Source organism: Taibaiella helva, assembly GCF_003545695.1.
Classification (GTDB): Bacteria; Bacteroidota; Bacteroidia; order Chitinophagales; family Chitinophagaceae; genus Taibaiella; species Taibaiella helva.
The window spans coordinates 1-21,575 of record NZ_QUZZ01000015.1; the positions used below are offsets into that span (position 1 = coordinate 1).

Annotated in this window: 17 protein-coding genes; 8 read left to right on the forward strand and 9 right to left on the reverse strand. The window is 51.6% G+C overall.

All coding sequences use genetic code 11. The annotated features are described in order from the left end of the window. Positions 1–396: 396 nt before the first annotated feature. Positions 397–747 (reverse strand): response regulator transcription factor, encoded by a 351-nt coding sequence (locus DZC79_RS18655; RefSeq protein ID WP_198666949.1) that lies wholly within the window; start codon positions 745–747, stop codon positions 397–399. A 621-nt stretch (positions 748–1,368) separates the two neighbouring features. Between DZC79_RS18655 and DZC79_RS18660 the strand changes: the two genes are divergently transcribed. Both DZC79_RS18660 and DZC79_RS18665 read left to right on the forward strand, forming a co-directional pair. Continuing rightward, positions 1,369–3,048, forward strand: coding sequence for a sensor histidine kinase (locus tag DZC79_RS18660; protein WP_157977264.1), 1,680 nt, complete (start codon positions 1,369–1,371; stop codon positions 3,046–3,048). Positions 3,049–3,121: 73 nt separating this feature from the next. Further along, positions 3,122–3,781 carry a response regulator gene (locus DZC79_RS18665; RefSeq protein WP_118953137.1) on the forward strand — a complete coding sequence of 220 codons (660 nt, stop codon included), beginning with the start codon at positions 3,122–3,124 and terminating at the stop codon, positions 3,779–3,781. A gap of 34 nt (positions 3,782–3,815) precedes the next feature. Here the strand turns inward: DZC79_RS18665 and DZC79_RS18670 are convergent, their stop codons facing one another. The 4 genes from DZC79_RS18670 to DZC79_RS18685 form a co-directional block, all read right to left on the reverse strand. Beyond that, positions 3,816–4,463, reverse strand: coding sequence for an START domain-containing protein (locus DZC79_RS18670; protein WP_118953138.1), 648 nt, complete (start codon positions 4,461–4,463; stop codon positions 3,816–3,818). Positions 4,464–4,634: 171 nt separating this feature from the next. Then, a complete protein-coding gene (locus DZC79_RS18675) occupies positions 4,635–6,788 on the reverse strand; it encodes an SBBP repeat-containing protein (protein ID WP_118953139.1) in 2,154 nt (717 codons plus the stop codon). 170 nt (positions 6,789–6,958) lie between these two features. Then, a complete protein-coding gene (locus DZC79_RS18680; RefSeq protein WP_118953140.1) occupies positions 6,959–10,210 on the reverse strand; it encodes a DUF7948 domain-containing protein in 3,252 nt (1,083 codons plus the stop codon). Between the two features lie 3 nt (positions 10,211–10,213). After that, on the reverse strand, positions 10,214–10,513 hold the full coding sequence (locus DZC79_RS18685; protein WP_118953141.1) for a hypothetical protein: 300 nt from the start codon (positions 10,511–10,513) through the stop codon (positions 10,214–10,216). A 147-nt stretch (positions 10,514–10,660) separates the two neighbouring features. Between DZC79_RS18685 and DZC79_RS18690 the strand changes: the two genes are divergently transcribed. From DZC79_RS18690 to DZC79_RS18710, 5 genes are all read left to right on the forward strand, one after another. After that, complete coding sequence (locus DZC79_RS18690) at positions 10,661–12,508, forward strand: tetratricopeptide repeat-containing sensor histidine kinase (RefSeq protein WP_118953142.1); 1,848 nt, start codon at positions 10,661–10,663, stop codon at positions 12,506–12,508. 16 nt (positions 12,509–12,524) lie between these two features. Beyond that, on the forward strand, positions 12,525–13,166 hold the full coding sequence (locus tag DZC79_RS18695; protein WP_157977266.1) for a response regulator: 642 nt from the start codon (positions 12,525–12,527) through the stop codon (positions 13,164–13,166). Between the two features lie 222 nt (positions 13,167–13,388). After that, positions 13,389–14,138 carry a hypothetical protein gene (locus DZC79_RS18700; RefSeq protein ID WP_118953144.1) on the forward strand — a complete coding sequence of 250 codons (750 nt, stop codon included), beginning with the start codon at positions 13,389–13,391 and terminating at the stop codon, positions 14,136–14,138. A gap of 98 nt (positions 14,139–14,236) precedes the next feature. Then, the gene (locus DZC79_RS18705) at positions 14,237–15,217 is read left to right on the forward strand and encodes a T9SS type A sorting domain-containing protein (RefSeq protein ID WP_118953145.1); all 981 of its coding nucleotides are present in this window, start codon (positions 14,237–14,239) and stop codon (positions 15,215–15,217) included. 422 nt (positions 15,218–15,639) lie between these two features. Further along, a complete protein-coding gene (locus DZC79_RS18710; protein ID WP_157977267.1) occupies positions 15,640–16,371 on the forward strand; it encodes an alpha/beta fold hydrolase in 732 nt (243 codons plus the stop codon). Here the strand turns inward: DZC79_RS18710 and DZC79_RS18715 are convergent. The 4 genes from DZC79_RS18715 to DZC79_RS18730 all read right to left on the reverse strand — a co-directional run bounded on the left by DZC79_RS18715 (position 16,368) and on the right by DZC79_RS18730 (position 19,986). Beyond that, on the reverse strand, positions 16,368–16,877 hold the full coding sequence (locus DZC79_RS18715) for a VOC family protein (protein ID WP_118953147.1): 510 nt from the start codon (positions 16,875–16,877) through the stop codon (positions 16,368–16,370). The two genes, DZC79_RS18710 and DZC79_RS18715, sit on opposite strands and share 4 nt — an antisense overlap. A gap of 108 nt (positions 16,878–16,985) precedes the next feature. Then, a complete protein-coding gene (locus tag DZC79_RS18720) occupies positions 16,986–17,858 on the reverse strand; it encodes a hypothetical protein (RefSeq protein WP_157977268.1) in 873 nt (290 codons plus the stop codon). Continuing rightward, complete coding sequence (locus DZC79_RS18725) at positions 17,843–19,819, reverse strand: tetratricopeptide repeat-containing sensor histidine kinase (protein ID WP_118953149.1); 1,977 nt, start codon at positions 19,817–19,819, stop codon at positions 17,843–17,845. The genes DZC79_RS18720 and DZC79_RS18725 overlap by 16 nt, the downstream gene beginning before the upstream one ends. Then, positions 19,804–19,986, reverse strand: coding sequence for a hypothetical protein (locus tag DZC79_RS18730; protein WP_157977269.1), 183 nt, complete (start codon positions 19,984–19,986; stop codon positions 19,804–19,806). Before DZC79_RS18730 ends, DZC79_RS18725 begins: the two co-directional genes overlap by 16 nt. A gap of 23 nt (positions 19,987–20,009) precedes the next feature. On the opposite strand from DZC79_RS18730, the gene DZC79_RS18735 reads away from it, so the two are divergent. Continuing rightward, entirely contained in the window at positions 20,010–21,560 is a 1,551-nt protein-coding gene (locus tag DZC79_RS18735; RefSeq protein WP_118953151.1) for a M28 family peptidase, read from the forward strand. Positions 21,561–21,575 lie beyond the last annotated feature (15 nt).

A 21,575-nucleotide genomic window follows, 5' to 3' on the forward strand; every position in this document is an offset into this window, starting at 1 on the left:
GCATACAACAGCATTACCACCGGCATTGGCGGTGCAATCCTGCGCCAGGGCTATGCCTGCGCCCAGGAGCACAGCAGCAGCAGTAAGCAATACCGCCTTTAAAGTAAATTTTGCGTTCATTATAGAGAGGGTTTTTTGATGGAAAAAGGGGAAAGCCTGTTGCGCTTCATCCGGTGCTGCTGATGGAAAATATCAACAGCCACAGCCGAACGGGTCAAAGATAAAACCGGTTTATATGTATTTCCGGGGTCATAGCATAACCTGAGTGTTTGAGTTCAGGAAGTTGAATCAGCTATTCAGAGGCTGGAAGCCCTTTTCTGGTAATATATGCTTGCCGGGATATTGTGGTTTGCTGATCAGTCCCGTTACTAAAGAATAAAAGCCTGTATACGGAGATCAGGCTTCTGTGGCTGAAAGCACCTGCAGAATAGCCTCATGTATCTCTTTAATAGCAGCATCTTTCCTGAGACATACGTCGATGGCTCCGGCCAGGCACATCCACCTGAGATCATCGGTCTTCAGGTCGTCCAGCAACATGATTGTCTTAATATTGGGCTGCAAGGCACGTACATCCCGGAGCATACCCAGGTTGGGGCCGCTATCCACGGTACCGTCAGAGATCATCAGGCTAACCTTTTCGTGTGTGAGCAGGCGCAGGCATTCCCGGCGGGAACCGGCATGTAGCAAAACGGCGTCAGAAAAAAGAGCGCGGATAGCAGAAGCTATGCCCAAACGCATAATGTTCATCTTGCATGTAATCAAAAAGATCGGCATCTTTCTATATTTAATCCAGGTAAACTTTAGTATACTCCGTAAGGGTACGATATTTTTATTCCAAATTTATACGGTCATCAGACCTGGCAAAAAAGTATAGTAGTAGTTGAAGGCCTCAGTTAAATAATTACAATCAGGAGAAGGATTATAACTGATCTGGCACGATGCCGGCTGTAGGCATCCGTAACCGCATCCCGGCTTCGCGCTTTGGCAGCTCTTCTTCGCATGATGCAAAAGGGCCCTGTCTTTGTGGTTCTTAGCTGAAGATGGTGCTCTTCATAGAAAATGTTCAATAGGGCAATACAATAAGTACTATACCTGTGTGCACAGATGAAAGTTGTTGCTACATTTGTACAATAACCTACATTTTATATTATACAGATATAGGTAATACTATCTCAAGCCAATAACCGCAAGTCCAAAATGAAGCACCAGTGGGGTTTTCTACTGATCCTTTTCCTGGGATCGTTCTGTCATACAGCCTATAGCAGGAACACAAAAGATTCAGCAGTCCAGATTTTACACAGCTTGTCCAATGCCTTTCAGAAAGGGAAATTGCCTGAAAAAGCTTACCTGGATACGATTCCGGTCATCATGCGCAATTGTTTATCGGAGCAGGTTTTTTTTACCCATAAGGAGCTGCTGGATATGTTGGACCCTTACCGTCAGGTAATATGGAGGGATAAGAAAAATGAAGCGCGTAAGCATGATTACTACGGGATACTGAGCAACCAGGCGCAGATGTCGGGCAGGGATGGTGAAATGCTTTACTATGCCGAGAAGTTTGATAAGCTGGAGCAGGAAAGCAAGCACCGCCGATCACTTACCGCGCTATCGATTATTGCCATCTATTACGAAGGACAGCGCTCCAACGAAAAGATAAAAGCCCTTTATGAAAAAGAAAAAGGCTATTTGCGCGGCATCCCGGTGATAGCCGATAAGGAAAAGCTGGATAAATACGACCTCGTACAGGCGATAACTTTGCTGGAGCAGTCGGCAAGGGCGCTTTATGAATTGAATGATACGCTTTCGGGGAAGGAGGCAGAGCGTATCCTGGAGGCAATAGCGGCATTGGCCAAGGCGAAATACAAAGATGACCTTAATGTAATGGCAAGAATTGCCGTTGCGCAGATACTCTCCTTCTATCGGAGAGCTGTTGCCGAAAATAACGCTCCGCTGATGCGGGAAGCCTTCCAGTGCCTGGACGCCATGCTGTCCGACAAGAACACGCTGGAGTATATGAAGCCTTATCTCTACCGCACTATAGCGGATCTAAAAACAGCCTATTATATTCATTATGCCGATATCGACAGCGCTTCCTTTTACCTGGGCCGGTACGAGGAGATGGTGAAAGACGATCCGAACCTTTACAGTGTGTTCGTATCAAGAAAATACAAAGCCCGGCTGCTGTATACGGAAGGAAAATATAAGGAAAGCGCCGACACCTATGAGAAGGCCATGAACGCCCTGGATACTTCCCGCACCCTGCTGGTAAGGGATATCGACGACATGATGTACGCCAGGGCCCAGTCCGAGGAACAGCAAATATTATTGGCGGATGCAGCAGCCCGGAACAAGGAAGCAGAAAAACGGCTCTTCGCAGCCAGCGCCCTTATTGCTTTGTTACTGATCGCCGGGTGGTTTATCATACGGTATATACGCAGGAGGCAAAAAAATAGGCTCATGGAATTTAAGCTGAATATGGCGCGCAACATCCATGATGAGACCAATCCGGCATTACTGTATGCCAAGGCATTAATAAAAGCTTCGCGGTCTGAGAACGGGAACGGGGAGCTGGTCACTGCCGAGCTGGATAGCCATATAGGTCATACGATGGCGCTGATCCGAAGCCTGTCGCATGACCTGAAGTCGGATAAACAGTACATCCTGTATGACCTGGTAGCCAAAACAGAGCAAACACTGAAAAAGCTGAACACGGGAAATGAGTTTGCCATTAGTATTCGATCGGGCATCGATAAAAAACGCTTTATCAGCCATTACCAGTTCTCTCAGCTAATGTCGGTGCTGAATGAATGCATAACGAATACGATCAAGCATGCATCCTTTGATAAGATCAACCTGACCTTTGCCAATAACGGCAACAAGCTGGCGATCACTTACAGTGATAATGGCAAAGGCTGGGAAAGGCATGCAGGCGCGGGAATAGGTATGCGGAACATGGAAGAGCGTATCGCACAGCTGAACGGGGAATGGGAAATAGACAATGATTATCCCAATGGCTACCGGATTCATATTTCCTGTTTGCTGAGATAAGCTATCTGCCCGGTGCTTAGTATGCAGAACCGGATTTTGAAATGAACTTTCACCTTATGAACAATAAAGTAACATGTATAGCTCTGTATTAGTAATAGACGATCATAAAATGGTGGCCAATGGCATCAAGATGCTCCTTGGACCCTTGTTTGAAAAATTTCATATGGCCCATGACGGCGCAAGCGGTATGAGCAAAGCGCTGCAGCATTTCCCGCAGCTGGTGATCGTCGATTTTCTGTTACCTGATATTACGGGCGATCTGCTGGTGCGCGAGCTGAAATGTAAGCTGCCTGCCGCCAGGATGCTGGCCTATTCTTTTTCCTATTCTCCCGATGCGATTATAAAAATGCTACAGTCGGGGATCAACGGCTATGTGATCAAGAAAGATGACGACGATGAATTTATCCGTGCGATACACCTGCTCATGGAAGGCCGGGACTACTTTTGTAAGGAAGCGCGGATACATATCGTGAACCGGTTTTCCGGCTCTTCCGACGATTACATGAACAGCCACCTGATTGCGAATACAAAATTCTCCGGTAAAGAGCTGGAGCTGGTCCGGCTGCTTTGCAAGCAGAGAACAACAAAGGAGATCAGCAAGCATTTACACCTTTCCGAACGGACGGTAGAGCAGTATAGGAGCAATATCACGCGCCGCATCGGGGCCAAGAACCTTGCAGGAGTGATAAAATTTGCCTTGCAGCACGGGGTTATCCAATTGGAAGAGCTATAAGCTTTGCTCCGGATCATTACTCCCAATACACCGTTTAATTCTGTATAAAATCAAGCACGGCATTTTTATAGACCGGTAATTGGAGCTTCTGCTTCATTTTGATAAAGCTGTCGATCGGTCCCTGGGAGGAGAGGGCATTGACTGCCCAGGCAGGAATGATGCCGCCCGGATCGACCTGCAGGCTGTACGATACTTTTACCCTGCTTTTATCCAGCGGCATAATGGTCCAGAGGCCCAAGGAATGATTTACCCTGACAATTCCTTTTTTATTGCCGACCCAGCCGGGTATGGCCGGCGCATTCACAGATACTTCTTTGCTGATCTTGTCCTGCGATACTTTCACATGAGCAACAAAGTCCCTGTTCTCAAGCGGCCAGGGCAGGCTGACTTCCGAATAATAATACAGTTCGGCAGGAGAGACTTGCCGCAGGAGGGTACAGCTCTTGGTATGGGAAACCCAATCTACCGCAGCGGGCACATCGAGCAGCAGGGTAACCAGGGCGGAGGCGGTTGTATACAGGACGCATTCTACTTTCAGCGCTTTTATTTTAGACCCCGGTACAGACTTCGAATAGACCCTTATTCCTTCTTTTTCCGTAACGAACTTCCAATCGGACTGAGCCTGCACCGTTAAACCGGCGCAAAGAAGCAGCAAAACCAGGAAGATATAATGACGGCGCATTTTTTGGGCGGTAAAGTTAGGGGCAATTGCTATTGGGCCGTAAGGTTATCTTTGATAAGGGTATCAGCGCCGTTTATGGAGGAATGCTGCTGATGCCGGATTTAGCGATAGAAAACAAGGGCCGCCTCATGCTGCTGAGACGGCCCTTTTATAAGAGTTGATGCACCTGGTTTATTGTTTCACCAGCCGTGTCCTGAACACCTTTTCTCCTGTACGAAGCTCTACGATATAAACACCGGGCAACAGGGTACCAATGTCCATCGTATGTTGCGTTCCCTGGAGCTTGTCCCATTGCAATACTTGCTGTCCCGGCATATTCAGGATGCGGCAAGTGGCCTTTTGAAGCGGAACTGCAGAGAACAGTGTCACTTTATTCTTTGCCGGGTTGGGTGCCAGCGTTATGCCACCAGCTCCGGCCGCCTCTTCGATGGACATACCGGTCACCTGGAGGCAGGCGGAGGTATCCCGGCAATCGCCTTTTGTAAGGATGACGGCGTAGCTGCCGTTCTGTGTCGCGGTATAGCTTTGCTGTGTTGCCCCGGCTACCGGCTGCTGCTGATCGCAGTTGATCCATTGGTAGGTGGCGCCCGCCTGGGCAGCGCTAAGCACATTCCCGGCCTGGCTTACTGAACGGTCCAGCACATTCAGCTGTAAGGTAAGGACGACATTGCTGTCGCAGCCGGCGGCGTTGGTAAAGGTTTGGGTATAGGTTCCGCTTTGCGTGTATGTCGTTCCGTTGAACCGGAAACTATCACAGGCAGATATTGTGAGCGCTGTGGAGAGCGGGCTGCAATTGCCCAGCTTTAAGACAAAGACATTGTTGCTTGCCGCAGCAAGGTTGAAGATGCCGGGCCCCGGATCAAAGTCGACGGTGTCGGAAAATTCGCTGACAATATGGATGCTGTTATCCAGCGGGCTCAGCGCGATATCTTCGCCATTGATCCCGATGCTGTTGCCCTCGCCGCTAACACTGGCCGCCCATACAAAGCGACCTGCCGAATCGAGCTTTGATACAAACAGGGCGCTTGAAGATGCCGGTGTCAGCATATAGGTAGCGGTATCCGAAGGGTTGAAATCGGCCAATGCGCCATAGGTACCTATGGTATACACATTGCCGGCGGGATCGGCAGTAATCCCATAACCAACATCAGCAGTAATGCCGCCCATACCTTTTGCCCAGGCTAAATGGCCGCTGCTGTCCAGCTTGCATACGAATATGTCTGCATCGCCCACGCCGGTTAAGGTAGAAACGAGGTTTAGGGTTCCTGCACCCGGATCAAAATCGACCGTATCGGAAAATCTACCTGTAATATAGGTATTGCCCGATACGTCAGCCGCCAGGGCGAAGGGCATCGGGCTGCCGCTGTATATATTTTCAGGAACGCCCATTTGCCTGGCCCATATATAATTGCCGGCCGCGTCCAGCTTGGATACAAATATATTCGTTGTCGGCCAGCTGAAAGGGCCGGGGGCCGTGGTCATGTTCGCCACGCCGGCGCCGGGATCAAAGTCCGTAGTCCCGGCAAAGGCGCCCAGCGTAAAGATGTTCCCGTCGGCATCTGTCCGTATCCCTTTCGAGGTCGTCTGATCGGTACCGCCGATCCTTTTGGCCCATATATAATTACCGCCATTGTCCAACCTGGCGATAAATACATCGCCCAGACTGCTGCCGGCTGTGAGATTGTCTACCGCTGCACCGGGATTGAAATCTGCCGTGCCCCTGAAGTTCCCGGTCACCAGCACATCGCCCGTGCCGGTCAATGCGATGCCGGTGCTGCCATCGTTTTTGTCTCCGCCGAGCTGCTTTGCCCATACAAATTCTCCGTTGGCGTTCAGCTTCACCACGAAAACGTCGGTGGTATAGGGATTTCCCCCTGTATTCAGGGTATAGGCGCCCGGCCCGGGATCAAAGTCGACCGTACCGGGCGCGCCGAAAGAACCGTAAGTGCCGCTGATATAAATATTGCCCGAAGCATCGACGGCTATATCATTGGGTTCAGACATCACATCAGGGCTGCTGGCCTCAAATTGCTTTACCCATTCAAAGCCGCCTGCCGCATTCAGCTTCAGCAGGAACACATCCCATCCGGACGAGGTTAAATACTGCGTACCGGGCCCCGGATCGAAATCGGTAATATAGCTGAAATGGCCGGCTATATAAACATTCCCTGAGGCATCCACAGCCGTAGCGCCGGCAGCATCGTATCCTTCGCTGCTCAGATGTTTTGCCCAGGACAGGTCCTGTGCCGGTACGGCAGCAGAACAACAACACAACGCGAGTCCCGCGAGCATCTTCTTTGCTATGGTGAATAAACTTTGTTTCATCGTCGTCTCTTTTTATAATTTAAAAATGAATTGGTTCTTATGATCAATATCTACCCGGCTCCGGGCTCATCGAAAGGACAGCTATACGAGGGTGCTTCGGCAAGCTCAGCAACCATGGCTTCGATAGGTCCTTCCGGTTCCTGAGCCTGTAGAAGGAACAACACCTGTTGTCAGCGGATCAGCGTCAGGTCTCCTTTGAATACTTTCTCTTCGCCGCCGGTGCCACGCAACCGGGCATAGTAGTGATAGGTACCCACATCGGCCGGCCGGCCCTTGTACTGGCCATTCCATCCCTGTGCAGGATCTGTAGTGAAGAAGACTTCCTGGCCCCAGCGGTTAAACACGCGGAACTCGGCCAGCTTGTGATAGCCGCAGTTACCGATCTTAAACAGATCATTGATCCCATCGCCGTTCGGCGAAAAAGCATTGGGCATAAAAATGGCATCATGGATATCGATATGCACTGCCGAAGAAGCTTTGCAGCCGTGCTCGCTGTAGCCGGTAACAGTATATGTAACAGGGTTCCGGGGCTGAGCGATGGGATGTGCGGAAGCCGGGTTGTCCAGCCCGTCTTCTGGCAGCCACCGGTAGAGGTTGGCGCCGGTAGCCCACAATTGTACTTTTTGCCCTGCAGCGATCGTAGTGTCTTTGCTAATTTCCAGTACAACTTCAGGAAACGTTTTGATCGTGAAAGGTAGGGTGGTATCACAATCCGCGGCAAGCACCTGTACTTTATAGTGACCGGCGGCAAGCCCTGCAGCAGTATCTCCCTTATCACTGTGCGTCGAGCGGATCAGGCTCCCGGAATCGTCGTACCAATTGTAAGTATATACATTGTTATTGTCCGGCGCAACGGAGGCAACGGCCATACCAGCAGCAGGGCAGCCTTCAAGGGCCGTCAGTACCGGCAGGGGAGCGATCTTTACATGGAAGGTATCGGCATCAGGGCAGCCGTCCGCACGCTGGAAGCGGACCACATAGGTTCCGGAAGTGCTCACCCGCGTGCGGAAGCCGGAAGCCCCGTGCGCCCATGTATAGCCGGTTCCCGAAGTATCGTCGGCCACCAGCTGCACGCTATCCTGGCTGAAGCAGGGGATAGCAACCTGTTCGGTAACCGGCATAATGAACTTCGCCAGGAAAGCATCGCGCTGGATGCTTAGCTGCCCGCCCAGCACACTCTTAAAGCTTCCCGGAGTTGCTATGCGTGTAGGGCTGTAAGTGGTACCTGCCACGTAAACGGCAGTACCCTTTGTCGTATTCGCCGCTGCCAGGGAGCAGCCCCAGTCTTCGAACTGTCCGCCGTAATACGTAGCGTACTCACGGTTACCCGCCGTATCGAATATGCTCAGGTAGGCGGACAGGCTGCTGCCAGTAGTAAAAATGCCGGGATTCTCGGTCTGATAAGCGCAAGGTGTTGCTAATCCGGCAGCGTCCGAATTGACCAGGAGAAAGATCTTATTGTTATTACAGGCCAGGCCTGCACTCATTTTTCCCGTGTTCCCATAATAGTAAGTACCCCATCTGCGCTGGCCCTGGCCCGAAAATTTAGCCAGGAAAGAGCCGGCGGCGGGTGATATTGCAGGGAGAAAGCTTCCCGGCGAAGCCACGCTCCAGGTGCCGTTAATGCTGTTGGTAAAAGGACTGGTATATCCCGCCATGTAGACATTGTTGCTATCGTCGCAGGCTACGGCAAAGCCGCCATCCGGAGCGTCGCCGCCATAATACGTGCCCCAAAGGCGGTTGCCGGCGCTGTCCCATTTCTGCAGGAAAGCATCGGGTGTACAGTAGGGTGGCCCCCAGGAAGAGAAGGTACAGCCGCCGTATTGCGACTGGAAGCTTCCGGTCGTTGCCGCTGAGACCGTAGCGCTGATACCATCGCCGATGGCATAGCCGGTAATATAAATATATTCTTCCTTGTCTAAGGTAATATCAAAAACTGTGCTGAGGATATTTTCCACATCAGCGATATAGGTGCCCCATCGCTTTTGCCCCTGGGCATTAAAGCAGGTGAGGAAGCCGGAGTATAATGCTGAGCCCGGACCGGGTGGCACCAGGAAAGCGCCCGGCGTGGCAATGACGTCTGTAGGAGGCAGAAAAGACTGTGATGCCCCGGCAAGGTATATTTTGCTGCCGTCCTGCGTTACAGCTACTGAGCCGCCTTCTTCCACGCGCGGATTGCCCAGGAAGGTGGACCATTCCCGTGTGCCGTCGTTCCGGAACTTGGCCAGGTACAAGTCGGGCCAGCCGTAGATGCCGCTTCGTGTCACCTGATAAGCGCCGGGTGTGGCAATGCCGCTGTCGTTAAACGTATTGCCGGCCATGTAGATATTGCCCAGCGTATCGCAGGCGATAGAATGCCCCCGGCCCGATACCGTGCCCATATAAGCGCCATCTTCGTCCAGGCTGCCGTTGTACCCGCCGAAATAAGTTCCCCACAAGCGTTGCCCCGATGCATTAAACTTAGCCAGGTAAGCGCAGTTGCCATTGGATAAGGCGACCTGGTGCGTGCCTTGTGTAGCGATATTATCAATACTCGATGTAGTACCGGAGATATAGACATTGCCCTTGTAATCGGTAATCACGCTATTGCTGTAGGAATAATAGCCCTGAAAGCTATTCCCGGAATATTGACCCGACTCCATGCCGTTTCCACCGTAATAGGTAGCCCATTGCAGACGCAACGCGGGGTCTATGACCAAAGTACCTTCATAATCGCCAACAGCAAAGCCAACGATACCCTTATTCAGCACGAAACGGGAGGCGACGGTATCGCCTTTGTCTTTGCTGTAGCTGTAAGGTTTTTCTTCTTTGATGCTGCCCACAGGTGTGGTGGCGATCAGCATGCCACCCTCGATCGCGAGGTCGCCTGCGCCTTCATAGCGCATCTTTATATCTTCTACCCTGGCTCCGGGATGAAGGATAAAATCATACTTCAGCGCTTCGCCATGGATATACAATACCCAGTCGATATGGGGGTAAATATTCCTGTAGGTGATCTTACGGCAGGAGGCAGCCCTGGCCCCGTCCAGGCCATAAGCATAATAAACCGTGGCGTCGGGAAACGGGTCTTCTTTAAGGGCAAGCGCATCGGGGTTACACCCCAATAACGTCATATCCACGCGATAGGTGTTAAAGCTGCTGTAGGAAGGTGGTTCAGGCCTGTCTGTTTTACTGGTCGTTGCATCCGGCCCCTGCGCTTTTGCTGGCAGGAGCTGGTTCCATTGATAATGGATCTTCCCCTTGCCGATAAACACCGAGAGCCCATTGGCGCTGAGCTGGAATTGTATATCCTTCCTCGGGTGGCTGAACTGATCGGTGATCTGCCCGGCATTCTCCCGGAAAGCCATTCCTCCGGGTCCCGGCCCGGCGCAAAGGATATGGCTGATCAAAAGGGCCGTCGCTAAACAGTAAATTGGTTTCATCTCTTAAGGAACTTTATGGTGGACATTTTCATTGCCGCCACGTTCTGTTTGGTTTATGATAGGGGCCAAATGGCGCCAGGTACTATCCTTATATTTACGGGGCCTGTCGGCGCCAAACATTAATATCATCCCGTTATCCATTAAGAACATACCCGTATTGTTGTAGCGATGCGATGGCGCTGCCTTCTCTTTCCCGCTTTCCCGCCCGGGTGCCGGGTGTTTTTCCTGGTGCGCCTTGCAGGCGCAGACGGCCACCATCAGGACCAGCCACCATTTTTGTATCCGCATGCTTTTAAAGATCATGGATTATGCTTCATCACAAAATTGCTGTATTCAATAATTCATACCTAGACGGCTTACACTGATTTTGAAATTCAGTGTTTCTACTGAATTTCCATTGGGGCGAGCCTTTCAAGCCTTATTTTCCTAACTTGTGGTAGATTTATTTCCATGATCAATACGCGTATATTAAAGCTGCTGTGCTTTATCCTCCTGGTGATGCCTGTAGCCGGGCTGGCGCAGCCCAAAGAATTGCCGGTGATCGGGAACAATGCCGAAAGCCGCCTGAAAGGCGGTATCGAGTCGGGTAAGGAGTTGATCCAGGATGGGCAATACGATTCGGCCATCGTGCTCTTCCGCAATTTGTTACCGTTGTGCAAAGGCCTGAATGATGAAACGAGAATCGTTTCCCTGATCAACAATTATATCGGCTCCACCTATATTTTTAAAGGCAATTTTGACCATGCCGTGCAATACCTTTCCCTGGCGGCATCCAGGCTGATCGATAGTCCTGCTGTACATTCCATGCTCCTCATCAGGATATACAATAATCTTTCCGTAGCCCTCAACCGTATTTCTGAAAATGAAAGCGCATTGCATTATTTGGATAAAGCAGAAGCGATCGCGACGCAGCATGGTCTTGTAAAAATGCTGCCCGGTATATTGATCAACCAGGGCCGTATCTATAAAGAAATGCAGCTGTGGGTGAAAAGCAAAGACCGGTTTGATCAGGTATTGCTCCTGCTCGATACGGTTACCATTGAAAGCAATCTGTTGGGTATCTCCGCGCTGGAAATAAAGCAGATCAGCTATACCAACCTGGGACAGCTGTACATCGCACAAAACAATATGCAAACGGCCCTGTATTACCTGCAGAAGAGCAGCAAGCTATTGTCGTCACGGTCCAACCCTTATTACCAGGTACCCAACCTGGTGGGCCTGGGCAGGGTATATCTGAGCCTGAAGAAATATAAGCTTGCCGGCCGATACCTGGAGGATGCTTTGGCCCTGTCTCAAAAAAGCGGGATAGGCGATGGCCTGTCTGAAGCCGCCCATTACCTGTCCGACTTGTACGCCGCAACGGGAAACTATGAAAGGGCTTACCGGTTTCATTTTGAGTATAAGAAAATGGAAGACAGCATAAGGCAAAATGAAAAGGCCAGCGAGATCAGGCAGCTGGAGACCAGGTACCGCATCGTCGAAAAGGATAAAAAGCTGGCAGAGAGCCGGTTCCTGCGTACGCAGCAGGAACGCCTGCTCAAGAACCGGAACCTTTGGATATTGCTGATATCGGTCATCGCGCTCCTGGTAAGCATTATCCTCGTTGTCATGTTCCGCAGCTACGGGCAGAAGCAAAAAATACAGCAGCAGCATGTACATACGCTGGAGAAGGATAAGCAGATCGCTGTAATGAAAGCTATGCTTGAGGGAGAAGAAAAAGAAAGGGGACGCATCGCTGGTAATCTTCACGATGGGATCGGAAGCATCATCTCGGCGGTAAAAATGAACTTCAGCATCTTGAAGCTTGCTCATTTTGAGAACAGGGATATCTACAATAAAGGAATGGTGTTATTGGATGAAGCTGCCAAAGAGATAAGGGCTACTGCGCACAACCTGATGCCTGAAATACTGGTACAGGAAGGGCTTGAAGCTGCTGTCCGCAATTTTTGCAAAAGGATGGAGCAGAGCCGGCTGCTGCAGATAGAATGCCAGATGAACGGGGACTTCGGTAAGATAGAAAAAGATATGGCCTTGCTGGTTTACCGTATCGTACAGGAGCTGGTCAGTAATATCGTGAAGCATGCTATGGCCGCAAAAGCCCTGGTGCAGATCAATTACAGCGATGGGCTTTTGATGATAGCGGTGGAAGACAATGGCCGTGGGATACCGGGAAAGGAGGATGCGGGCGGCATGGGCCTGCGCAGCATCAGAGAGAAAGTGAGTATGCTTAACGGGCTGATGAGTGTTGAAAGCACTGCGGCAGAAGGGACACAGGTTTATATCGAAATTGATTGCTGACAATAATACCAGCATTATGATCAGGGTTGCCATATTAGATGATCAGTATATAGTATTGAACGGTATACAGCAGATGCTGGCCGGTAACACAGCGGTGCACCTTAGCGGTATGTTCCGCAGCAAAGCCGAGCTGATGGAAGGCCTGGCGGCTGCAGCGCCGGATGTATTGCTGCTGGATATAAGGATGCCGGATGAAGATGGCATCAGCATTGCGGAATGGCTATCGGAAGCATGGCCCCGGATAAAGGTGCTGGCGTTAACCAACTTTGATACCACCCAATATGTGACGAAGATGATGCAGGCCGGCGTAAAAGGCTACCTGCTTAAAAATACGGACCACAATACACTGGTGGATGCGATCCGCTGCGTATATCGTGATGAACAATACATCGAGCCTGGTCTTAAAGAGCAGATCATCAATGAATCCCTGCAGCTGAAAAAACTGAAAGGCCATATTCCTTCGCTCACCAGGAGAGAGAAGGAAATATTAAGGCTTATCGTAAAAGAGCATGCCTCGAGCAAGGAGATCGCTGATAAGCTCTATTTAAGCTTAAGAACGGTGGAAAGTCACCGTTATCATCTGTTCCAGAAGCTGGATGTAAAAAATGTAACCGGCCTGGTGGCCAAAGCCCTGGAGATGGGCTTGCCCCTGGGGTAGGGGTCTCCTTACCGGGATATCCCTTTAATAACACTTGCTACAGTATTTGAAGATACCTAAATAATGATCTGCATAGAGGATCAATATTGCTATCAGGAATCAATTGGTGTTTAGTCGCCGTATGCGGATACCCCGGATACACCAAAGGGTCTTCTTTGATTGAATATTAAATGCATTCTTCTTGTATTGAACAATTATTTTTGAGCACCAATAAATCAATTTATGAAAATCTTTACCACCACTTCATTGCTTCTGTCTTCCTTATTGCTCCTGAAAACGAACCATGCTTCGGGCCAGGCAGCTATTGGAACGACCACACCACATGCTTCGGCGATGCTGGACATCACTGCCACCGGGAAAGGCCTGCTGGTGCCGCGTATGCCTATGGCCAGCCGTCCTGCCGCTCCGGCAACCGGCTTGCTCATTTACCAGACGGATAACACGCCGGGTTTCTATGTATACAACGGTACCGCCTGGACGCCGGTTACGGCTTCTGCTCCTGCTGCTACCCGGGATTCTATTACGATCCTTACGCCGGCGGTCGCTGCCTACAGCTCGGGCTCTCCGGCCCTGGGCCCTTATTTTTTCAGCCTTGTGCCTTACCAAAGCTCACAGGCCAGCGTCAACTTTGCCAATACCTCGGGAGCAAGTTCCAATGGCACGACACAAGCTACGGCCTATATCGTACCTGCCGCCTGCACTATTAACCGCCTGAAGCTGGCGACCCGCGTCGTACCCGGTGGCAGTCTTATTGGAAGTGCGAATACCATTACCATCACTTTATACAAGAACGGGGTATCGACCGGCCTCAGCGTTTCGGCGACATCCGCCCTGGCTGTGGGTTCGACAGGATCCGGCGAAAGCAGCGTAGGCTCGGTTTCCGTGGTGCCGGGAGATATACTTTCTTACAGCTTTACCCAAACCAACCAGGAGCCGGCTACGCTGTTTACCGTGATGCTGAAGGGCTATTAAGTCGCTTTTGGAACCTACCTCATTTTTTTGAATCCAGGTATGTTTTCAACAGCTGCGGGGCAGATGATGAAAACCACAAGACCTGAAAATAAACGAACATGAAACGCACAGCAATTATAATCGGTCTGGCAGGCCTGGCTTCTGTGGCCAGGGCCCAGCTTGCTACGGGTCCTGCAGGGCTGCTGATCAAAGCCGGCACGACCTTCAGCAGTGAAGGGCTTGTGCTGACGCCTGCCACAGACCTGACCTTGCAGAATGATACCATCCGCCTGTCGGGAACAGCGGTGAGCACTGGTACCGGCGCCAGCATTGCAAGAGTATATACCATTGCTCCTTCCCTTACTTTTTCGGGTACTCTGGGTATCCAGTATACCGCTCCTGAGCTGAACGGCAACCAGGAAGGCACCCTTTCGGTCCTCAATGCCAGTCCCGGCGCCGGTTTTCTTAGCTTTATCAGCACGGCGAGCAACAACAACAGCTATTATGTGTATAAGTCCGGGATGCCGGTGGTGACCTTGAACCGGATCACTGCTACCAGTGCATCGGTACCTTTACCCATCCGCTATCATAGATTTACAGCGGTACCTGGTCCCTCCTGCTCGATAGTGCTGAGCTGGTCTGCAGCGCAGGCGCAGGCAGATCATTTCCGGGTCGAACGCAGCGCCGACGGTAAAACATTCAATACGGTACCGGCGCCTGTATCGCGGTCGGATGAACAGTTTTCGCTGACCGATGCTGCTCCTTTGCCGGGCAGGAACATTTACCGGCTGGCGATTGCAGAGGAAGGCGAGCCCTTATTGTACAGCAATGTGATCACGATCGCTGACCCCTGCGCGATGCCTGCTCAGTTGAAAATCTATCCCAATCCGGCAAACGATGCTGTGACGGTCATCCTGGATCATTTACAGGATGGCGCGGCTACAATCGATCTGCTCGATATTACAGGAAATGTACTGAAAACTTTCAGCGTCGCCAGCACCGAAAATACATTGGATCTGCAAGGTATTGCCCCGGGCAGCTATGTGCTCAGGATACATAACGGGTCGTTGCAGGAAAGCGTCAGGATACTGAAGCTTTAAGCCGGCATAGGCGTTGAAGATAAGAGCGGCACCCGGTGTCGCTCTTATTGTTTGCGCGGGCGGCGCCCCAAAAGCGTTTCGGAGCCGTAGAGAAACCGTATTGGAAATAAACCCGATCTCCAATGTGGTATCTGCAGCCTGCAAGGGCTGCGCTTTAAGCAGATTACTCTTCAGGAGTAGCCTTTAAATCCGGGAAGCTGCAGAAAGGGAAAAAGGCTGTTCAATTGTCTTAACAGAAATATTGTGTGGCTTTGGGCAGGGTAGCCATGCTTTATTGCATCTTGAAACCTGAAGTATATGTTCTAATGATTGAACTTTTTTCCGGCATTATCGTAAACTTCTGTATCATTAATGTGTCTATCCTGGCAGGAAGCCGGAAATTTATGGTGCAAGGTATCAGAATATGTTTTTTTATTTTATGGATGTCCGTCAGTTGCTTTGGGTTTGCACAAACCGCGAAGGATGCTGCGGGAAGCACGCACAAGACAATCTATCTTTTCAGCGGCCTGGGCGCTGATTCAACGGTATTCACCAACCTGAAGCTCCCCGGCTACCGCAAAGTATACATCACCTGGATCCCTGCTTCACCTGACGAAACGATCCCACAATACGCAGCGCGGATCAGGAGCCAGATCACGGAAGAGAACCCCTATATTATCGGGCTTTCTTTCGGGGGCATCGTAGCGGTGGAAGTGGCTCGGCAAATGAGGGTAGAGAAGATGGTGCTGATCTCTTCGGCCAGAACCAAGGACGATCTGAGCAAGGTGCAGTTTTTCTTTATGCGCTTAGGTTTGTACCGTATCATTCCCGGCGCTTTGATCAATCGTACCAATTTTCTTACCTACCGTTATTTCGGCGCCCGTTCCTCCAAAGACAAGAAAGCGCTGACCTACCTGTTACAGAACACAGATGTAAAGCTCTTTCGCTGGGCGCTGAAAAGCATTGCCTTCTGGGACAACCATGAGATCCCGGCGCGAACGATCCAGATACATGGCACCGCCGACCGGGTGATCTCGAGCAAGCATGTGCATCCCGATTACCGTGTTAAAGGCGGGGGACACCTTATGGTATTAAACCGGGCCGATACCATAAGCAAGATCATCGTGAATTATTTTCGCGAAGCATCCCTGCCGGATCACCGGAGCATTCCTTAGTGTGCCTGCTGCATGTGTTCGATAGCCGTCCATCCTTCGGGTGTGATACCCATGATCTCTGTCGCAACACCCATTGTCTGGTAAGTATCAAAGAAAGCCATCCTGGCAATAGGGTGGTCTACTTCGCTCATCACGCTATGCCCCTGTGTACGAAGCTCGCCGGTAATCCTTTCAAAATCGCTGACCGGCAAACGAAAAGCGAGGTGTTGTGTGCCGCCGGCGGGACATCGTTCAAGGTAATCATGAAACATACTCCTTCCTGAAAGGGGCTGTATGAGCTCGATGAAAATACCGCCGTTATAAGCCTGGGTGGTCAGCCATTCGGCATCCACGATCTCATCATAGTAGCTCATGTTCAGGTCCTGAGCACGGACTTGTTCGGGTGGGGGAAAACCCCGGATACCCAATGTGCCGGAAAGAAAGCTTACCGTTGCCCGGATGTCGGGGACCACCCAGCCGATCTGGGCAAATTCAAGCCCCGAAAAGGTTTTGTCGATACTGTTCATGTCGGTTACCGTTTAATGACGCAACAAAGTTAGCATGCAAAGGTTCTTTGCTGCGGGGGGATTCGCGCCAATGTAAGGGTGCTTTACGACGAAAAGCAGCGTCGCTGCTTAATCTGTTTTCGGCGGGTATAGTATATAAAGGTCTTTCGATGGGCTGAAGAAGGTAATATCCTTTTGCTGCTTCACAATGCTATAGGCACGAAGCGTTACTGTTTTCCTGTTGAAATCTTCAATGGCTATAGACAATGCTGCTCCGGGTATTTTCTGTAAAAAGGAAAAAGGTGGCAGGAAAAAAGGTGGCAGGCCGGGGCTGTACCAGATGGTTATCCCGCGGATCAGCCCTTCGCTGTCCTGTGCGTCGAAATGGTATTGTATCACTGCCTTCCGGCATAGATAGCCGCGGATGGTGGCGGTATCTTCTGTAAGTGCAAGGGTACCGTAGCCCGGCGCGTTGTATTCGTTCTCATTATCCCAATCCCCCGTATTATTCGTGTTTGCAGCGGCGTTTTGTACGCTGTCGATGGCTTCTCCCGGCAGGTATACATTGGTCTTCAGCTGCCGTGTATAGTTTAGCGGTAAACCTTGTTTGCCCTCTATTTTAAGCAGCTTTTCTGCCTTGTGCCAGATGAGCCAGCTCGTCTGTACCTGATCGCTGCCCGTTTGCGTTGCATATAAATAGCCGGGATGGTAATAAACCTCCATTGCAGGCCTTTGTCTTTTTCCGGTGGGTACTTTTCCCGTGGCGCTAAAAGCAATTCTATAAACATCGAGCTTTTCCCCGGGCTCCCGGGCGTGCAGGCTAAAAGAGAGGAAGCACAGGCTAAGCAGGAAGCCCAAGCGTGTTGCAGAAAAATTGTTGTTGCAATGCATCAGGCAAAGGTAATGCAGGCAGGCGTCACCGGTAACCCCGGAGACGGGGATTTTGGAAGAGACTGTAGCAGGTTCGCTGCCTACAATTGCTCTCCTTAGATCACCGGACATTCAATGGTAACGGTGGTGCCTACACCGGGTGTGGAACCGGTCTCCATCCTGGCTTGCAGCAGCTCGGCCCTGGCCGTAATATTGGATAAGCCGGCGCCTTTCAGCTGCTCCTGGCTGCCTGTGTCCCATCCCTTGCCATTATCTTCTACCGTAAGAAAGATGCAGTCGCCGCGCTGCTGCAATTGCACGAGTATCTGTGTGGCTGCCGCATGCTTGATCGCGTTATTGACCAGCTCCTGCATGATGCGGTATAAGGTCACCTGTCGGCCATGGCTCATGTCGTTCTTATAGTGGTATACCTGGCAGGCAAGCGGTGCGCCTGTCTTCCTCAGCGCGTTACAGTATTCCAGGGTGGCTTCGCCCAGGCCGTAGGTAAGCAGGACCTCCGGCATCATGCTCCTGGCGATGCGGCGCAGCTCATCCACAGCATGGTCCAGGTGCTTCATGGTTTGCGCTACCAGCACTTCGCGGGGTGCAGCGGAAACGGACAGCTCGATCTTGGCGCCTGACAGCAGGCTGCCCATCCCGTCGTGCAGGTCACGCGCCAGGCGGATGCGCTCCTGTTCCTGGCCTTCCAGCATGGCCGAGAGCACAGCAATGCTGTGCTGCTGGTTTACCTTGTCCAGTTCAAGCTCGTGCACCCGTTTCTCCTGCACCAGCAGCTTGCGGCCCCGCCGGTAAAACAAGGTTGCCAGTAATGCGAGCAGCAGCAGGGCAACTGCCGCAACGGTCAGCAGCCATAGCAGCAGGCGGTGCCGTTTCAGCACAAAGCCTTTCCGTTCATTATCGCGTTGCAGCTGCGCGATCCTGCGCTCTTTTTGTGCCGACTGGTATTGCGCTTCCAGCTCGTGCATGCGTTCGGTAACCTTATTGCGCTGCTGGCTGTCGGCCAGCTCGATGTAGGCCTTCAGGTGCCGATAAGCCTCTCCGGGGTTGTTCGTATTGAATTCCAGGTCGGCCAGCAGCCTGAGCGCATTCAGGTTAAAAGGGACTTCCGGTACTTTGGCCGAAAGCGTTTTCAGCTGGATTACGGCATTCAGTGCTTCCTTGTATCGGCCCATCTCCTTATAGAGAAGCGCTTCGACCTCCAGGAGGTCGCCGGTCAGGTATTGGTCGTTAAACCGGCGGGCTACGGCGTGGCCTTTCAGGTAGGATTGCAGGGCGGCTTGCTGCCGGCCTTTGCTTTGCTGCAATTGCCCCAGGATATAATAATACTTTCCCCATTCGGGAAGCGGATCGCCTACGCTTTCCATCCTTATCCTGGCCTGCTCCAGGTATTGCTTCGCTTTGGCCATGCTATCCAGCGACAGCATGCAGAAGGCCATGCTTACATATTTGCTGGCAAGGCCTTGACTGCTCCTGGGGGCATTACCATCGACTGCAATGCTTTTACCAAAGTATAAGGCTGCTTTTGCATACGCCAATTGGTTAAAGAAAAGCTTGCCCAGGTGCTCGTAAGCGGTAGCCAACGTGAACGTATCGTGTATTGCTTCCAGCTGGGGTATGACCCGGTAATAGGCATCTATGGCTTCATTGGGCCGGCCCAGCCTGTAGCTTTGGCCGCCCTGGTTCATGCTTACCTGCGCTTTCAGAATGGTAGCTTCCCTGCTGCGATCGTTGCCGAGGGTCTGCAAGGCTTGCTGATAGGCTGCGGCACTTTTATCGTAGCGCTGGTTTTCAAAATGCCAGGAGCCTGTTGCGATGTAGATCCTTGCTGTCAGTATTTTCTTTTGGGTTTTACGGGCCAGGAACAATGCTTCTGTGAGGTAGCCGGTAATAGCGCTGTCGCCGGGTTCGCTGCGGTTGGCCAGCTTCATCAGCAGGTAGGCCCGGGTGCTATCGGGCTGCTGCCGCTTCAGCTCATTGCGGATGTCGTCCATTACGCTGGTTTGCCCGGAGCTGCTACCGTGGCATACCCATAAGCAGGTAAGGAGTATCAGTCCTTTTATTCGTCTATCCATTCTGCCCGCAAAAATACAGGATAAACGAAACCGATTTCTGCAGGAGAGGGCCCGGTGTAATAGCACAGGAACAGCAAAGGCTGCGCCTGCCCTGTGCTGTGCGTGGTCACAAGCTTTAGCTTCCGGATATGGTCTTCGTATTTTTTTGCGTATTTTAGTCGCCTCACACACACCTGTTTAATCGTTATCAATGATCAAAAATTACCTGCTGCTCGGTTGTCTGGCGGCCCAACCTTTTTTTTCAGGCGCACAGATCGATACCAATATCATTAAGAACATACAGAGCGAAGCCATCAACCATTCCCAGATGGAAATGCTGGCGCAGCAATTGATGGACGATATCGGCCCGCGGCTGGTGGGCAGCCCGCAATTGCTGAAGGCCAACGACTGGCTGGTGAATACTTATAAAAGCTGGGGCATCAGCGCGCACAATGAAAAGTACGGCACCTGGCCGGGCTGGGAACGTGGTCAGACCAACATCGTGATGACTGCTCCACGTAGGGATCAGCTGGACGGCATACAGCTGGCCTGGTCGCCCCAAACACCCAAAGGCAAACCGATAGAGGCCGAAGTGATCGCGTTGCCTATGCTTAAGGATTCTCTGGCGCTGCAAGCCTGGCTGCCTCAGGCCAAAGGTAAGATCGTGCTGATCTCCCAACAGCAGGTATCGGGCAGGCCCGAGGCCAGCTGGAAGGAATATGCGCTGGAAGGCGATTATAAACGCTACCTGGAGCGGAAGGAAAAGGCTCTTAATGCCTGGTCCGACGGACTGAAGGCCATGGGCACCAATACACATAAGATACAGACGCAGCTGGAAGCCGCCGGGGCGGCCGCTTTGGTATCTTCCTTCTGGACGGGTGGCTGGTCGGCCAACCGTATCTTCGGTACCAAGACCAAGAAGATACCGCATGTAGATGTGCGGATGGAAGACTACCAGATGCTGTACCGGTTTACACAAAGAGGCATAAGGCCACGCCTGCAGATCACGACCAGCTCGAAGCACCTGGGGCCCATGCCTGCGCAGAACACTCTTGCCGAGATCAAAAGCAGCGTGAACCCGGAACAATACGTGATGCTCTCGGCACACTTCGACAGCTGGGACGGTGGTACCGGCGCTACGGATAACGGCACCGGTAGTATACTGATGATGGAAGTGATGCGTATACTGAAGAAATATTACCCCAATCCCAGGCGGAGCATTATGGCAGGGCACTGGGGCAGCGAAGAGCAGGGGCTGAACGGCTCCAAGGCCTTTGCCGCCGATCATAAGGACCTGATGCCGAAAATATCGGTGCTCTTTAACCAGGACAATGGTACGGGGCGCATCAGCAAGCTGAGCGGCCTGGGCTTCCTGGATGCTTACGATTACTTTGGCCGCTGGTTCAGCTACCTGCCCGAAGAGAACAGGAAAGCTATAGAGACCACTTTTCCCGGCGATCCGGGTGGGCGCGGCGGCTCAGACTATGCTGCCTTTATTCCTTACGATGTGCCTGCTTTCTTCTTGCTGAGCAACAATTGGGACTATGGCATGTACACCTGGCATACCACGCTCGATACCTACGATAAGATTGTATGGGAAGAGGTGAAGCGTAATGCGGTAACTATAGCCACGCTGGTCTACCTGGCCTGCGAGGAGCCTGCTGCCTTCAGCCGCCGGAAAGCCGAACTGCCCCTGGAAAAAGGGGAGCGCATGAAATGGCCTGAGCCTAACGACGGGAACAGAACAGGAGAGGGATATTAATGAGAAACGCTGTAA

Excerpts from the sequence above, each read along its gene's own strand:
- DZC79_RS18655 (WP_198666949.1), bottom strand. The coding sequence starts at position 747 with ATGAACATTATGCGTTTGGGCATAGCTTCTGCTATCCGCGCTCTTTTT.
- DZC79_RS18660 (WP_157977264.1), top strand. The coding sequence starts at position 1,369 with ATGCGCAATTGTTTATCGGAGCAGGTTTTTTTTACCCATAAGGAGCTG.
- DZC79_RS18665 (WP_118953137.1), top strand. The coding sequence starts at position 3,122 with ATGTATAGCTCTGTATTAGTAATAGACGATCATAAAATGGTGGCCAAT.
- DZC79_RS18670 (WP_118953138.1), bottom strand. The coding sequence starts at position 4,463 with ATGCGCCGTCATTATATCTTCCTGGTTTTGCTGCTTCTTTGCGCCGGT.
- DZC79_RS18675 (WP_118953139.1), bottom strand. The coding sequence starts at position 6,788 with ATGAAACAAAGTTTATTCACCATAGCAAAGAAGATGCTCGCGGGACTC.
- DZC79_RS18680 (WP_118953140.1), bottom strand. The coding sequence starts at position 10,210 with ATGAAACCAATTTACTGTTTAGCGACGGCCCTTTTGATCAGCCATATC.
- DZC79_RS18685 (WP_118953141.1), bottom strand. The coding sequence starts at position 10,513 with ATGATCTTTAAAAGCATGCGGATACAAAAATGGTGGCTGGTCCTGATG.
- DZC79_RS18690 (WP_118953142.1), top strand. The coding sequence starts at position 10,661 with ATGATCAATACGCGTATATTAAAGCTGCTGTGCTTTATCCTCCTGGTG.
- DZC79_RS18695 (WP_157977266.1), top strand. The coding sequence starts at position 12,525 with ATGATCAGGGTTGCCATATTAGATGATCAGTATATAGTATTGAACGGT.
- DZC79_RS18700 (WP_118953144.1), top strand. The coding sequence starts at position 13,389 with ATGAAAATCTTTACCACCACTTCATTGCTTCTGTCTTCCTTATTGCTC.
- DZC79_RS18705 (WP_118953145.1), top strand. The coding sequence starts at position 14,237 with ATGAAACGCACAGCAATTATAATCGGTCTGGCAGGCCTGGCTTCTGTG.
- DZC79_RS18710 (WP_157977267.1), top strand. The coding sequence starts at position 15,640 with ATGTCCGTCAGTTGCTTTGGGTTTGCACAAACCGCGAAGGATGCTGCG.
- DZC79_RS18715 (WP_118953147.1), bottom strand. The coding sequence starts at position 16,877 with ATGAACAGTATCGACAAAACCTTTTCGGGGCTTGAATTTGCCCAGATC.
- DZC79_RS18720 (WP_157977268.1), bottom strand. The coding sequence starts at position 17,858 with ATGTCCGGTGATCTAAGGAGAGCAATTGTAGGCAGCGAACCTGCTACA.
- DZC79_RS18725 (WP_118953149.1), bottom strand. The coding sequence starts at position 19,819 with ATGGATAGACGAATAAAAGGACTGATACTCCTTACCTGCTTATGGGTA.
- DZC79_RS18735 (WP_118953151.1), top strand. The coding sequence starts at position 20,010 with ATGATCAAAAATTACCTGCTGCTCGGTTGTCTGGCGGCCCAACCTTTT.